We start from the raw sequence: 14,512 nt of genomic DNA on the forward strand, positions 1-14,512 counted from the left end.
CCCAGCCAGGGGCGGTAAGCGACCAGGGGAGACTGCAGGTGCAGGCGCGGGACCGTATTGGCGACCGGTACGAGCTGACGTATCCGGTCGGCCGCGGCGGAATGGGGCAGGTCTGGGCGGGCTACGACGAGCGGCTCGACCGGCCGGTAGCGGTCAAGTTCCTCCGCCAAATGGAAGTGCCCGAGGACGGGCGCGAGGCCGCCGTCAAACGCTTCCGAAGGGAAGCCAGGGTCACCGCCCGGCTCGACCACCCCGGGGTACCGGCTGTTCACGACCTCGGTCAGCACGGCGACGACCTCTACCTCGTCATGCAGCTCATACCCGGGATGGTCCTCGCCGACCTGATTGCCGAGGAGGAGGAACTTGCCGTCGCCCGGTCGGCCTCAATCGCCGCGCAAGTGTGCGACGTGCTGGCCGCCGCACACGCTGCCTCACTGGTGCACCGCGACCTCAAGCCGCAGAACCTCATGATCACGCCGGTCGGCACGGTGAAGGTCCTCGACTTCGGCGTCGCCGCCCTGCTCGACCCCGCAGAGGCCTCACGGCTCACCGCAACCGGCCACACGCTCGGCACGCCCGCCTACATCGCGCCAGAACAAGCAGAGGGCGGCCCGGTAGGCCCGGGCACAGATCTGTATGCCCTCGGCTGCATCCTGTTCGAGATGCTCACCGGCCGCCCGCCATACGACGCCGAAACCGCCCTCAACATGCTGCACCAGCACAGGCGCGGACCTATTCCGATCGTCACCGAGCACCGGCGTGACGTGCCCGACGACCTGGCCCACCTGCTGTTCTGCCTACTCGCGAAGGATCCCGCCGAACGACCCGCCTCAGCCGCCGAGGTCGGCCAACTGCTCGCCCCATTCGCCGATGGAAAGGGAGCCCGGAACACTGCGGTGACAGCAGCGAGGGAACATCCCGCGGTGGCATCGACCCAGCAAACAGCAGAAACGCCGAGACAGCTGCACGCACGAGCCATCGAACTGGCGGAGGAGGAGCGCTTCGTGCAGGCCGCGGACGTGCTCGCGGCCGCCTTGGCAGCGCATCAGTCACCGCCTCTCGACGACGCTACGAGGGTGCGCCTGCGCTTCGAACTTGCCACGCTGCGCATGCTCGGCGGGGACTCTCGCGATGCCCAGCACGACTTCGAGGTACTGGCCCGTGAGGTCGAAGGGCGAGATAGCGACCTCGCTGACGAGTGCCGACGGCGAGCTCGAGCGTGCCAGTCAGGCGGGCAGCCGATGAGCCTTGAGCCGTAGGGGCCGGTCTACAGCCTCGAGGCTTGCCCGACGTCCCAGGGATCGACGTAGCTCATGCATTCGGGTACTCGGCAGACGAAATGCCTGTGAGCCGTCGCCGGGTCGGCCGCGTCGTTCCAACTGCCAAGGAGGACCTACGTGGCGGGCGCGGGCCGGCGGACCGCGCCACGAGTGACTCCCGCCGAAACGCGGGCAGTTCGGCCCGCACCAGGTGAGCGAACTCGACCAGCTCAACGTGCGCCGCCCGCTCTGCGGTGAAGTCGCGGATCGGCAGCTCCAATCAGCCCTTCCTCGAACCTCCGGCGCTCGGCCCCTGGATGTGCCGGTTCGGGGACCGGTGTGAGCGGCTGGACATGCTCCACCTCACCCGGAGGCCCCCATCTATTGCAAGATCGCAGCCATGCCATCAACTTCCGTGGACAGAACACACCTAGCAGGCTGGAGACAGAGTCACTGAGGGACGCGGGGCCCGCCACGTTCCCTTGGCGATGGCTACTCTTCCGAGTCTTGGAGATCCCGGCGGTGCGCTTTGATCCACCGCTCCACGTCGTCGGCGCGCCAGATGCGCCCGACGGACAGGACGGCCACCGGATCGGGAAAGGTCTTCGAGTTGGTGATCTGGTAGGCGCGCGTGCGTGAGACGCCAAGCATTTCCTGAATTTCCTGGCTCGCCACCAGCCGAAGGTCTCCCACGGCCTCACGGTAAGAGCAGGCGAACTGAACATATGTTCTCTGCGCAAGTGCACTCTTCATGCGCACATGTGCGTGTATGCTGTGCATCTGTTCACACGGCGGTGTGTTCGACGGTCGGCAGGGGAGGCGTGGCAGAACATGGGTAGGCGGTGGAAGTGGTTCTTGCGGCCTCGGAAGATCGTGCTTGATCTGACCGGGCAGGCGATGCCGGATGGGGACCTGTGGGCGCGGTTTCGGCGGTTGGCAGTCGAGCACGTCGTGCCGGAGCTGCGGATGACGTCGCGGTGCGACGGCGCGGTCGTCTACGAGCGTTCCGAGGAGCGGCAGGCGATGTCCTCGCCCTGCAACCAGCGTGCGGGCCGCTACGAACCGCACCGGCGAGGCGAGCGGAACCGGCAAAGGTTCCCGACTTCGGCCGACAAGGCGCCGTCCGGCGGTGAGCCGGCCCGGTCCGCCCGGCCGGACGCGGACGACGAACTCTTCGTGACGCCTGCCCAGCTCGCCAGGGCAAATCGGATGGCCGAGGTGCACTGGCGCAGCCCCACAGAGGATCCCCGTACCAGGAAATGCCCAGACTGCCGCGCCGATGGCACCTGCCCCCGGGCGGCCTGGGCCGACTCGATCATTGTGCGCTGCCTGCGGACGTACTGGCGGTGACCGTCTTCGATCTGTCGCCCGCGCAGATCCGTAACCGGCTGATCCTGCGGGCACGGCGGATCGCGCTGGCCAACGGGCCACGCCCCCAGCCGCCGGCGGGCCCGCTCGGCTCCGCCGAGGCGGCGGCCCGGGTGCCGGTCGTCCCGCGCGTGTCCGTGGCTTCCGGGGAAGTGGTTCAGCTCGCCGAGTCCGACTATCGGTACGCGGACGGTCCGCTCCGGCTCCGGATCGTCCGGGTCCGGCCGGACCTCAGCGAGTGGTATGACGGCGAATGGGTGTGGCTCGAAGGAGTCGAGATCGGCCCGGACGGCCAGGATGAGGCGTTCCGGCCGGTGCTTGCCCGGGTCGCCGCGCTGAGGCCGAAGGGCTGACAGGTGAACGTCGGCGTCGGCAACTCGACCCGGGACGGGCCGGCTGTCCTTGAACCACGCCGCGCCTCGTGGGAGGGTCCCCCCATGCTGGAGCAACACGTGCCCGCAGGACCTGCGGCATGAGGCTGCTCCGCGCGCGGCGGCACCTCAACGGCAGCGAATGCCGGGCGATCATTGCGGCGGCGGCGACGCTCGCTTCGATGTTCAACATCGCGTGGAGAGTCGCGGATAACGCAGCGGGCCAGAGCCCCGCGGCGCTGGCCGGCAGTCTCAGCGAGGCCCGCCGGGACGGCAGCACGTTTCTCGTTCCCGGACAGGCGCGAGGCTGGTTCGACCTGAGCTTCGACATCCCGGACACGAGGTATGCCCTGGCCCTGATTCTCGTGTGGTCGTTCGCCGCGGCCGGGACACCGGACGGTGGTGCCCCGGCCGGGAGCCATGTGTCAGTAGCGATGTGGCATCTGCGCCACCTCTTGCCGCGCTCGGCACACCGCGCGCTCGCCGACATCGAGTACGCCTTCGCGCAGTTCAATCCGCCAGCACACACGGACGCCCGGGTCGGCTGAGCAGGCTCACCTTAGGTCGGGAGGCTCCCGCCTGGCGGCCCTCTCCAGATGCATCAACAGCAGGAAAGGCTTGGCCCGCTGGGCTGCCTTTCGCCAGGTGAGTGCTCGGAGGCCGTACTTGAAGACGACCGTCGACGGTACGGTGGCACCCAGGACATCCCAGACCACCTCCTGTGCGACCTGACCGGCGATGCGCGGCCGGGCGAACTCCGCGACCGTCTCGCGGTAGCGGCGGGTCAACTCCCGCGCCGTCGCCTCCGGGGTCAGGACCGGGTCGAGGCCCCGCGACAGCGCGAGCAACGACTCGTCGAGCAGGGTCCGGAAGTCGGCGTTGTAGCGACGGGACTGGACAATCTGGTCGACGCTGAGCTGGTCGAGTGAGCCGATCTGAAGCTGTCCCAGCACTTCCTTGACCACTGCGGCTTCGAAGCGTTGCGGTTGCGGCCGGCCGAGGCTTTGAGTGAGCTGAGCCTTCACCGCCGGGTTGGACAGCATGCCGTCCTGCCGCAGCTCGGAGGAGATGACGAGGGACGCCATGTGGTTGCGCAAGCTCACGATCTCCGCCGCGCCCTGCCGCAGCGCCCGCGTGTCCGTCTCGATCCGGCGGTACGCCTCCTCTCGGATCGCCCGCATCACCTCGTCCATCCGGGTCAGGCTTTCGCGCATCTGCCCCTGTGGGATGACCAGGTCAGCACGGCGTCCCTGCTTCGCGCCCTGGCCGAAGCGCACCCGGCCACCATCGTCGACCTCGTATTCGTAGCCCCAGAGCCCCAGGAGCCCGGCCTCCCGTAGCTCGTCTATCCGACGGTTGATCTCGGTGGCACGGTCCCGGTACGCCGCTGGGACCTCGAAGGAGGCCCGCAGCACCACGCGGTCGGAGAAGAACACGACCGACTGCAGCACCTTGTCGAGGGTGTGCGTGTCCACGAGGCCGCTGTCGAGCAGCGTGAGTGACCGCATCATTCCGCTCCCGCCAGGTAGGTGAGGTAATCCACCTCGTACAGGTGCGCGCTGAACATGTGGTAGCAGATCTTGCTGCTGCGCAGCCCGAGCGCAAGGGCGGCGTCCGATGCCAGCTGCGCGAAGGTCAATAGCTCGGGTACGAACCCGATCCAGACGTCGACGCTGCGGGCGGTGAGGAAGAGAACGAGGCCGTCGCCGACAATCCGGAGGGCACCGCCGACCGGGGACACCGGGAATGGGCCGCCCAGGTCCTCCTCCGGCCGCCACATGGAAAAGACCGCCGCCCTGCTGTGCTCGTCCTGCCGGAGCATTGCGATGGCCTGCTGGAACTGGTCGATCGGTGAGCCGTCCGCCGCGACCCATTCCCGTAATCGTTGGTAGAGCAGCGATGATTCCCGCTGGTCGCCGAAGATCCGGTCTCGGTAGTCCTTGATCAGTTCCGGGTAGAGGTAACCCTGTGGCGGTGTCAGGTCTGCCGGGTTCCGCAGCCAGACGGTGAGGCCCGGAATGTCGAAACAGATCCCGTGCCGTGTCGCGACCCGCGCCGGCTGCCCTCGGGAGAAGGCCGACAGAACCTTGGGCCAACCGGAGGAAACGGTAGCTACCTCAAGCTCCACGCGACGATCTCCCAGACGATGTCGACCTCACCGGCGCAACCCTCCGTCGCGTTGCCGCGGTATTGGCTTGTCGGCACTCCCGCCCGGTGCCTGGCAGAAGCTTGGCAGTGGCAGCACCGGCAGCGACGGCAGGTCGATCAGCGTCTGCCCGGCGGGAGGCAGGGTACGCGTCACGACGCACACGTCGGTGGCGAGAAGCGGCACCTCCACGTCGAGACCGTTCGCGGCCAGGGTCTGCCCCGAGGTCACGAGCAGCAATCCGGCGCCGGTGTCGTCGGCGCGAATGACGCCTTCGGTGGACCCGTGCAGCCGTACGATCCGCACTGGCTGAGGGTTCGCGCAGGCGGCGAGCCAGGCCCGGGTGATGGCCGGATATTCGGTGTAGATGGTGTGTGGCGTTCGGCCGGCGACCGTGCAGTAGGTGACAAATGATGTCCGAGCCGGCGGCAACGCCCGGATGGTGAGCGACTGGCCGCTTGCAAGGCACCATTCGACGCACACGTCATAGCCGGTGATGCCGATGTCGACGGCTTCCGAAGCCACGAGTTCTGGTACGTCGAAGCCCCGACAGTGGACAAGCGAATCCGCGCCTATGCGGTGCCACAATGACCTCGGATGCGCCTCGTCATTTCTGGCGAAGCGGCTACCGATGGCGTCGGCGACCGGGCCGTACAGTCGGCTCGATGATCCGGGGACGGCGACTATCACTGCGTTCGGCCCGCTGCTCCGGCCCTGGCCACCGACCGCAGCGCTGGGCCGATCTCCTCGACCGGAACCACCGCGTCGACCAGCGCCCGGAGTGCGAACTCGGTTGGCTGTTCGGAGAACAGGATGGCCTTGCCCTGCCCCGCGGCGTAGCCGACCTCGATGCATACGCTCACGCCCGCGTATCCGCCCGTAGCTACGACGAATATCGCGTCCGACTTGGCAATCTTGGCGAGGAAGTCGTGGGTGAGCCGAACCTTGTCCGACTCGCCGACCGTCACTTGCTGTTCGTTGAAGTCGTAGCGAGGGGTATGGACGGTCATGCCCAGGTCACGGAACGCAGCCTCGGCACGCTGGGCTGTGTCGTAGAACTTGGAGCTGCTGCATATCGTGATCGCCTTGATTTCCGGCATGGATCCTCCGAGTGTTGTCGGTACTCGTGCTCAGCTGAGCGGTACCAGATGACGAGGTTCGTCGAGGTACCCGACACCGGTGTGCCGTCGCAGAATCTCCTCCCACACCATCGAAGGCGCTTCGGATTCGTTGGGTAGGGGCAGCTTCCGGCGGTCGGCGAGAGCGGGGTAGTCCAGGTGGAAGGGGCGCACCGCGAGTCGCTGCGGGAGCCCCGGGCTGATTAGGGCCAACTCGTGAAAGGTCCTGTCGAGTTGCTCTGCGGTCCAGTCACTGGCGCCGACCGCTGGAAACAGATCGAACCCAAGCTCGAGTGCCAGGACGATCCCGTCGCGGATGGCGGGCCAGTCGCCGCTGCCGGGCGGGTGATGCAGCGTCGTGTGAACCTTGACGCGCCGCAGCTCCTCGCGCTCGGCCGCGGAGAGCCGAAGACCGCTCTGCTGCCAGGCGTACGGCAGGGCGGAAAGGTTGGACTCCACCTTCAAGACGACGGACCCGAGCAGGTCCCGCGCTGCCAGACAGCGGTAGATCTCGATCACCAGGGAAGGCGCGAGCAGAGGCTCCCCGCCGCTCACACGCAACAGGCTAAGCTGTTTTCCGGCAGCCTCGGCCGTGCGTCTGAGCGCGAGGAACTCGTCCACCACACCGTCGGCGCTCGTGATAAAGGCGTCCTGACCGGCGAGATGGCGGTAGTCAACGTAGCAGTAGGAACAGCGGAAGTTGCAGGCGGCGACGTGCGTGATCGCAGCGAGGTTGTACTCCGACCAGTGTCCACCGAGCTCCGCCGCCACCGTCACCGGACTGTCGGACAGATTGGCCACATGCCGCAACCCCGCGAACTCCGGCAGGGAGGTGGGTAAGCGCATCCGGTCCCGCCGCACCGGCGTGAAGAAGCGGAACTGCCGGCCCTGCACACCGCCAAGATCCGTTTTGCGAAGATCGGTGAAGGCGTAATCGCCGCCACCGATGTTTACGATCCGATGCGCCCTGAGCAGTATCGGCCGCTCCTTCGCGCCGCTACCAGGCGAGGCGTCCATCAGCTGAGCATTTCCATGACGACCGCCTCGATCTCGTCGGTGGCAGGGTGGCGTGCGAGCTCGGCTCGGACCTGGCGGCGCAACGTCACGAAGTTCGCGCCCTCGGCCAGATGTAACCCGGCGATGGTCTCAGACTGCTGCTGGCCGAGTTCTGCGAGCCGCTGGTGCTGGCCGTTCACGTCATCGAAGTGGGGAATGGGCAGGTTCCACACGTGCTTGTCGATGTCGCGCTCGTCCTTGCCGTAGGACATCATTGGTCGGACAAGGTCGGTCAGCGCGCTGCTGTTCAGGATCGCCGAGAGGAAGAAGCCCTCCTCGCGGGTGGCGATGGGTGCCCAGTAGAGCTTGTGCTCGACGACCGCGGCTGGCTCATCCACGATCGCGGCCGCGACATGCATCCCGGAGGCGGTGTAGGCCAGCCGCAGAGGCGGCGCCGGGAACTGGGCGGTGAGCCCGCGATGAAAGTCGAGTCGTTCGCTCAGGGTGAGGCGTCCGCTGCTGCGGTGCGCCTCCCAGGTGGTCTCCGCCTTCTGCCACCACTCGGCAAGGCCGACGTAGTAGTCCAGCCCGGAGTCAGGCCCGGTCATCAGCGTGGAACCGTCGAGCGGGAGCACCGCCTTCTTCGCCGTCAGGATCCGATAGGGCAGCAGGCATTCGCCGAGCAGCACAGAGCGGATGAATTCGCTCTCCACGACGCCTTCGAGTGCGGGCAACTCCTTCCACGGGGCCTTCTCCAGGTTGCTCCGCGCAGAGCGAACGGCGTGGCGGCCAGCACCCAGGCCGAGCCGTCCGCCCGTATCGGTCTCCACGAAGAAAAGGATCTTGGGGAAGATGGTCGCGCCGTTGCGCACGTGCGCCATGTACGGTGACTCGGCGAGGGATGCCCGCCCCAACGGGGCAGGCTCCCGGTGAATGGATGGCGAGATCTCTGCCCATGTCCTGGCATCGGCGACGAGGCGTCCCGTCCACCGGTCGGTGACCGGTGGGAGGCCGCGAGGACTGCCCGTGGCCGCCTTGTTGCCGAAGACGACACTGGCGCCCCGCGGAAAGGGATGCGGACGTAGGCGGCGCAGGTCCCAGGAGCCGGTGAAGGCAACATCGGTCGGCTCGACCTTGTCCTTGTATCGCCCGCTGCGGAAAGCTTCGAAGTGCTCACGGTCGAGCACGGCGTTGGGCAGGACGAAAGCGAACGCGCCGCCGTCGCGGAGATACTGCTGAATGGTTCTGGCGACGAAAAGAGCCGAGAGGTCCTGCTGGGTTGCGAACTGGTTGCCACGCCACAGCCCGCGATCGTGGGACAGCCTCTTGAACATCGCCTGCATACCCGGCGGCATGTGGCGATAGGAGAGCCACGGCGGGTTGCCGATCAGGACGTCCACCCGGTTGTCGTCCATGGCAAGCCAGACGGGCCGGGCGAGGTTGCGTAGGTAGTAGCTCCAAATATGGTCGCGGCCCTCGTCGTGCAGTCGGCACATCGCCTCGAAGGTGCTGCGGATCATCGCCTGATCGTCCGGCCCGATCTCCATGTGGTGGAAGAACGCCGCCAGCGACGGCGGGTTGTCCGGATCTCGCGGCTTAGCCGCGATCGTGGCCAGCCGCGCGACGATCTGATCGAAGCGGCTCGGCTCGTTGAGCAGGCCCTTCGGAAAGCGAAGCCACTCCTCGACCTCGCTGGTGTTGTAGCCGGCGCTGATCCGCACGTGCTCTTCGGTGAAGAGGTCGCGGCGTTCGCGCCACTGCATGCTGTCGCCGAGATATACCGGGATGGTGATGGGACCCCGCTCGCCGGCGAGCCGTTGATGGCCGATGGCGAGCAGATAGGTCACACGTGCGAGCGCCACGGCGACCGGGTGCAGGTCGACGCCGACCACGTGGTCGGTGAGTTGCGTCAGCGCGACATCCAGCGACAGGTCCGCCGTCTCGGCGGCGGCCAGATATCGGCGTACGGCGTGGAACAGGAAGGTGCCCGAGCCGCAGGCGGGGTCCAGCACCCGTTGCCGTAGCGGATCGGCGACAAAGGTGTCGACGAGGTGCTCGGCGAGCCAGTCGGGCGTGTAGTACTCGCCCATGCGCTTGCGCGTTTCGGGCCCGATCATCGACTCGTAGAGCACCTTGAGGATGTCGTGGTCGGCTTGCCGCCAGTCGAAGCGCGCCAGGCGCCGGGTGAGTCCCTGGATGAACTCCCGACCGCCGGGCACCTCGGTGGTCCAGCCGAAGAAGTCGTGTTCGACCACGCCCAGGATGCGGGCCCGGTCGAACCGCTGCCCGGTGATGAGGTCCTGCGGCTGCAACGCCAAGGCGTCGATGTCGAGGACCAGGTGCGCGATGATGTACGCGCTGTTCATCAGCAGGGTGTGCTCGACGAACAGATCCCGGTCGTCGACGAACTGGGTGCCCAGGGCGCTGTCCAGCAGCTCCGCCCACAGCTTCCGCTTCAACCTCACCGTCGGCAGCTGCTCGTGCTCGGCGTAGAGCGCCGCGAGCGCGGCGCGATCCAGCTTGTGAGAGGTGCTCTGTGCGCCGAGGCGGCGAGCCACCTCCGCGGGCGCCGGCCGGACCCGCTGGCTTGTCGCCAGCACTCCTTCCAGCCAGTAGAAGAGGGCCAGGCCGTCGGGGCGATTGGCGGCCAACGTGTGGGTGTCAATGAGCGCTAATCGCTTGCCAGACAGCTGGTACGCGCGCCACGTGGCGCCGTCGGTGAGGATGCCGACGTATCGCTGGCCGCTCTCCAAGCTGCGCGACCGTACGTAGCCGCCGAGCTGGCGTTCAGCCTCCAGCAGCGAGCGTCCGGCGTGGAGACGGCGTTTGACCTCGATGATGGTGTAGCCGACCTCGATGTCGATACGCCGGCCGCCGCCCGCCGCGGCTTCGAGATCGACGTCGTCGAGATGAGCGCCGGAGAGCCCGAAGTCGCCGGCCAGCAGAAGTTGGCGAATGTCGGCTTGCAGGGTTGCTTCGCTGCGGGCGGCTCGCCGGTCGGCGATTCGGGCCAGCAGCGGCTGCAGTGACGGGGGGAAACCGTCGGGGGCGCGTGCCTGCGACCGGGGAGGTGAAGGGCGGCGCCGGCTTCCGTCTGGCGTACCGTCCGAGCGGGCCATACATCAGTCTGGATATTGAAGACGGCGAGATCCAAGAGGTCACGAACTACTGTCAGGTTTCAGACAGATACGGATTGTGGCTGAATGCGATATCGGGATGCGGCTGTGGGGTCCCGGCATGGGCCGCTTTTGCCCAATTGGGCCCTTGCTGGGTGGTACCGGGCTCACTAGGTTGCTTGGAGTGCGGTGGGCGTCACCGCTGGCCCTGTATGTATAGCCGGCGCCTGATAGGGGTGAGTCGTGGAGAACGAGGCGATCATTCCCTCGCGAGACGACGACTTGGTGCGGTCCGTCGGCCGCAGACTCATCGATGTGGGGCTCGGCCAGGGCGGTTCGCTGCTTGTTCCTGGCAGGCGGGCGTGGGCCCGGGAGACCGTGAGGGAGCTGTTCCGCGCCTACAACGAGCGCCCCGACGAGGGCTCTGATGCGTTCCTGGTCAAGTTGCACCGGCAGCTCGATGACGCCTCCGATGAGGTCAAGTTGTTGGTTGCGGAGTTGTTGACCCTGCAGGCGCTTCCGCTGAGCAACCTCACCCCCGTGACCAAGCGCAGACGGGTTGAGGCTGTGCTGGCCTGGATGCGCACACCTTCGACCGTCCCAGAGGAGCTCGTTGCCGCTTTTCAGCAGAAGACCTGGAACGGGGGGACCGGCGCCCACACGATGTTGTGGAAGTGGCTGGCCGACGCGGTCGAGTTTCTCCTGGCCTGGTGGGCGCTACCTGAGCAACGGCGCGCTCTCGCTCTGAGCGACCCCTGGGCGTGGCAGGAGGTTGTGTACGAGAAGAAGCTAATGCCCTCGTTGCGGGAGGCGCTGCTCTACCTCGCGTTCCCCACGCATTTCTTGCCGATCGTCAACGTGGCCCACAAGCGGGCGATCCGCGACGCGTTCGCCCCAGGTGCCGCAGTGGCGCCGACGCCGGACCTCAACAGAGACCTGTTCCACATCACCACACAGGTGCAGAAGCGGGTCGGTGGGCAGCGAGTCGACTTCTACCGGCCGCCGTTTGCGAGTCAGTGGAAGCCGCCACCGCAGGGTCGGCGTGCCTGGCTCGTCCGGTCCCGGGCGAGTGAAGGCGTGCTCGACCAGTGGAAGAGCGACCAGGTCGTTTCGCTCGTGGCCACCCGCATCGGCCAGCTGCCTGCGGAATCAGAGCGATCCGTGGTGCGGTCAGCCGTGGATGCCGGGTTCGGGCATTTGGACTACGCCGGGCGGCTCGTGCTCGCCACGGAGTACCACGCCTTCCTGTCGCTGATCAACGTCGAGGACATCGTGGCGACAGTGGTCAACGACGAGCTGCACCTCGGCGTGATCGATGGGGAACCGGACTATGTCTTCGACGGAGACGAGCTGCTGCTGGTCAGACCGGTGCAGTGGGTGGCGATTAACCCGGTTCCGGTGGACACCCTCCCAGCGCCCCTTCCGGCGGAGCTGGATCAGCAGGGTGCTGTCGTTGACCTGACCGGTGCGTTGGAGGCGCTCACGGCTCTGATCGAGGAGGTGGTGGAGCCTCCCGGCCCCGAACCGCAGGGCAACAGTCGTAGCAGGCAGGCCCCGCAAACTGTGCAGGCGTTGCCGCCGGCTACCGGCGACCTCGCCGATCGCCTGAACCTTCCTCAGGACTGGTTGCAGAAGCTGCTCGATCTGTGGCAAGAGCGGTCCCAAGTCGTCCTGTTCGGCCCACCCGGCACGGGCAAGACGTTTATCGCCCAGGCAGTGGCCCGACACATCGCAGAACGGGACGCGATCCGTCTGGTCCAGTTCCACCCCTCGTACGCCTACGAGGACTTCTTCGAAGGCTTCCGGCCAGTTGAGGGCGCAGACGGCGCGGGGGTGGGCTTCGCCAAGGTTCCCGGACCGCTTCGGGAGATCGCCGCAGCTGCCAAGGAGAATCCAAGCAAGCCGCACGTCTTGGTCATCGACGAGATCAATCGCGCCAACCTCGCGAAGGTCTTCGGAGAGCTGTACTTCCTCCTGGAGTACCGGCAGGCCACCGTACGCCTTCAGTACTCGCCGGCGGAGGCGTTCAACCTGCCGCCAAACGTCTTGCTCATCGGCACTATGAACACCGCCGATCGGTCGATCGCGCTGGTCGATGCCGCCATCCGCCGCCGCTTCGCATTCGTCGAGCTGCACCCGGACGAGGAACCGGTCTCGTCGGTGCTGAACGTGTGGTTGAACAAGCAGGGCAAGGCCGATGACGAACGTCCCGCCCTGCTGGGCGCGCTCAACGCGGCGATCGGGGCCGCCGACCACGACTTCAAGATCGGCCCTTCCTACTTCATGCGCCCCACCGCGGAGCATGTCGACGGCCTCACACGGATTTGGGACCACGACCTCCTGCCGCTACTCGAGGAGCACTACGCGGGACGCCTATCACGCGCAGCGGTCCGCAGCCGGTTCGGGCTGCCCGCAATCCGCACGGCTATCGCCACACAAGGTCCCCCTAATCGGCGGGTAGGCGACGACACCGACGCTGCGCGAGTCACCGTGCCAGCCCAGAACGCTGACGTCGCCGCGGGCCTGGCGTGAACACCAGCGCCACACCGGGTTCCATCGTCCTCACCGAGGTCGGATCCAAGGCGGTCGTGCTGGCACTGGACGACCACCAGGTCGCCGCGCTGCGTGCCGCGGGCCTCGTTACCGTGAGCCCTGTCGTCGGCGGCCAATGGAAGATCAAAGCCGGCCGAAAGGTCGGGGCAATCCGTGTCGGCAATCTCGAGATTGAGGTGACGCCCAAGGTCGGCCTTGCCAACATGCTCTTCTTCCTCGGCTACGCGACCAACCCCGGATTCCGCCCGGAAGACGTGGCCGGCGTCCCCACCGCCGGACTGTGGCCGGCCCTGGCCACATCACTGATTCGCTACACCCGTCGCGCACTCGCCTCCGGTCCGCTGCACGGATACGTCACCGTCGACGACGCCCTGCCGCTCGTACGCGGACGAATCCGGTTCGGCGACCACGCGGCCGCACGCCCCGGCGTGCCGCTACCGGTCGAGGTGCGGTACGACGACCACAGCAACGACATCCCGGAGAACCGTCTCCTGCGCACGGCCGTCCAACGCATGCTGGCCGTGCCGCGGCTACGCGACGCCGATCAGACTGATCTGACCGAGCTGGATGCCCGCCTGGCCGGGGTGCGCGTACTACCGCAAGGAGCTCCGCTGCCCGTGTGGCGTCCGAGCCGGCTCAACGCCCGATACGCCCCGGCGCTACGACTCAGCGAGCTGATTCTGCGGCACTGCTCCGCCGACCCCGGTGCCGGCCGCTATGCCATCGCAGCTTTCGTCGTCAACATGGAGAAGGTCTTCGAAGCGTTCATTGGCGTGGCCCTGCGCGAGGCGCTGTCTAGCTACGGTGGCCACACCGAGACACCTGGCAAATGGCCGCTTGACGTAGGGCACGCCGTTCGAATCGAACCCGATGTCCTGCATATCATCGACGGCCAACCAGTGGCCGTCTTCGACGCCAAGTACAAGATCGAGCCCGGTGCAGGGAAACCAACCAACGCCGACGTCTACCAGATGCTCGCCTACTGCACCGCGCTGAACTTACGCAGCGGTTGGATCCTCTACGCCCAAGGCACAGAACCACCCACCACCTGGCCTATCCGCAACACCAACACCACCATCGGCTACCGGCCGCTCAACCTGCGCCAACCGCCTGAGCAACTCCTAAAAGACGTGAACATCCTTGCCCACCTCGCCATGCACGAAGCTGCTGCGCCGCTTCATCACCCCGCCTGAGATGGGCGGTTCAATTCGGCTCGCCGAAGACTGGATCTGGTATGCGGGTAAGGTGCCGAGGTCCGTCCGAGATGGGGGAACCGTACATGGGCGCGGACTCGTCACGCTGGCAGCAGATTGACGTCAGCTCTGAGCCCTGGGTGCAGGACGGATTGGCGGGCCTCCAAGACCGTGGTGTGCACCAGCGTGGAACAGATCGAACGGTTCCACGACAAGGGTCGAAGTCGGTCGAGCCGATCACAAGCACGCTGACCAGCGGAGTGCCGGTAGCCGCAAAGCGGCGGATCGCCGACAACGGGCACAGCGGCCCGGCAACGCCATTGGCGCGAGGACGGGCAGGCGGGGATCCCCCGGATCGCGCCCTGAGTTCTCCATCGACTTCATCGGCGGCA

General features: G+C 66.9%; 13 protein-coding genes. 6 read left to right on the forward strand and 7 right to left on the reverse strand.

Features of this window, described 5'->3' with window-relative positions; translation table 11 throughout:
• The first annotated feature begins 38 nt into the window (after positions 1-38).
• Positions 39-1,259, forward strand: a complete 1,221-nt coding sequence (locus GA0070214_RS10725; RefSeq protein ID WP_091261820.1) for a serine/threonine-protein kinase — start codon at positions 39-41, stop codon at positions 1,257-1,259.
• A 492-nt stretch (positions 1,260-1,751) separates the two neighbouring features.
• On the opposite strand, the gene GA0070214_RS10730 is transcribed toward GA0070214_RS10725, so the two are convergent.
• Positions 1,752-1,952, reverse strand: a complete 201-nt coding sequence (locus tag GA0070214_RS10730) for a helix-turn-helix transcriptional regulator (RefSeq protein WP_244167645.1) — start codon at positions 1,950-1,952, stop codon at positions 1,752-1,754.
• 180 nt (positions 1,953-2,132) lie between these two features.
• Between GA0070214_RS10730 and GA0070214_RS10735 the strand changes: the two genes are divergently transcribed.
• The 3 genes from GA0070214_RS10735 to GA0070214_RS10745 all read left to right on the forward strand — a co-directional run bounded on the left by GA0070214_RS10735 (position 2,133) and on the right by GA0070214_RS10745 (position 3,546).
• On the forward strand, positions 2,133-2,609 hold the full coding sequence (locus tag GA0070214_RS10735) for a hypothetical protein (protein ID WP_139141804.1): 477 nt from the start codon (positions 2,133-2,135) through the stop codon (positions 2,607-2,609).
• Positions 2,606-2,980, forward strand: coding sequence for a hypothetical protein (locus tag GA0070214_RS10740; RefSeq protein WP_091261822.1), 375 nt, complete (start codon positions 2,606-2,608; stop codon positions 2,978-2,980). Before GA0070214_RS10735 ends, GA0070214_RS10740 begins: the two co-directional genes overlap by 4 nt.
• 119 nt (positions 2,981-3,099) lie before the next feature.
• On the forward strand, positions 3,100-3,546 hold the full coding sequence (locus GA0070214_RS10745; protein WP_091261823.1) for a hypothetical protein: 447 nt from the start codon (positions 3,100-3,102) through the stop codon (positions 3,544-3,546).
• 6 nt (positions 3,547-3,552) lie between these two features.
• On the opposite strand, the gene GA0070214_RS10750 is transcribed toward GA0070214_RS10745, so the two are convergent.
• The 6 genes from GA0070214_RS10750 to GA0070214_RS10770 are packed head-to-tail and all read right to left on the reverse strand — an operon-like array spanning position 3,553 to position 10,377.
• A complete protein-coding gene (locus tag GA0070214_RS10750; protein ID WP_139141805.1) occupies positions 3,553-4,506 on the reverse strand; it encodes a hypothetical protein in 954 nt (317 codons plus the stop codon).
• Entirely contained in the window at positions 4,506-5,126 is a 621-nt protein-coding gene (locus tag GA0070214_RS10755) for a thymidylate synthase (protein WP_167364237.1), read from the reverse strand. Before GA0070214_RS10755 ends, GA0070214_RS10750 begins: the two co-directional genes overlap by 1 nt.
• Positions 5,127-5,153: 27 nt before the next feature.
• Positions 5,154-5,834: a hypothetical protein gene (locus GA0070214_RS31775; protein WP_279615649.1), complete on the reverse strand. Its 681-nt coding sequence runs from the start codon at positions 5,832-5,834 to the stop codon at positions 5,154-5,156.
• Positions 5,831-6,244, reverse strand: a complete 414-nt coding sequence (locus tag GA0070214_RS31780; protein ID WP_167364239.1) for a hypothetical protein — start codon at positions 6,242-6,244, stop codon at positions 5,831-5,833. The genes GA0070214_RS31775 and GA0070214_RS31780 overlap by 4 nt, the downstream gene beginning before the upstream one ends.
• Positions 6,245-6,274: 30 nt before the next feature.
• Positions 6,275-7,279 (reverse strand): radical SAM protein, encoded by a 1,005-nt coding sequence (locus GA0070214_RS10765; protein WP_091261827.1) that lies wholly within the window; start codon positions 7,277-7,279, stop codon positions 6,275-6,277.
• Positions 7,279-10,377 (reverse strand): N-6 DNA methylase, encoded by a 3,099-nt coding sequence (locus tag GA0070214_RS10770; protein WP_091261828.1) that lies wholly within the window; start codon positions 10,375-10,377, stop codon positions 7,279-7,281. Before GA0070214_RS10770 ends, GA0070214_RS10765 begins: the two co-directional genes overlap by 1 nt.
• Before the next feature lie 240 nt (positions 10,378-10,617).
• Between GA0070214_RS10770 and GA0070214_RS10775 the strand changes: the two genes are divergently transcribed.
• Positions 10,618-12,906 (forward strand): McrB family protein, encoded by a 2,289-nt coding sequence (locus GA0070214_RS10775; RefSeq protein WP_091261829.1) that lies wholly within the window; start codon positions 10,618-10,620, stop codon positions 12,904-12,906.
• Positions 12,903-14,120: an McrC family protein gene (locus GA0070214_RS10780; RefSeq protein WP_244167646.1), complete on the forward strand. Its 1,218-nt coding sequence runs from the start codon at positions 12,903-12,905 to the stop codon at positions 14,118-14,120. Before GA0070214_RS10775 ends, GA0070214_RS10780 begins: the two co-directional genes overlap by 4 nt.
• The last annotated feature ends 392 nt before the right edge of the window (positions 14,121-14,512 follow it).

This window comes from Micromonospora chaiyaphumensis, assembly GCF_900091435.1.
Classification (GTDB): domain Bacteria; phylum Actinomycetota; class Actinomycetes; order Mycobacteriales; family Micromonosporaceae; genus Micromonospora; species Micromonospora chaiyaphumensis.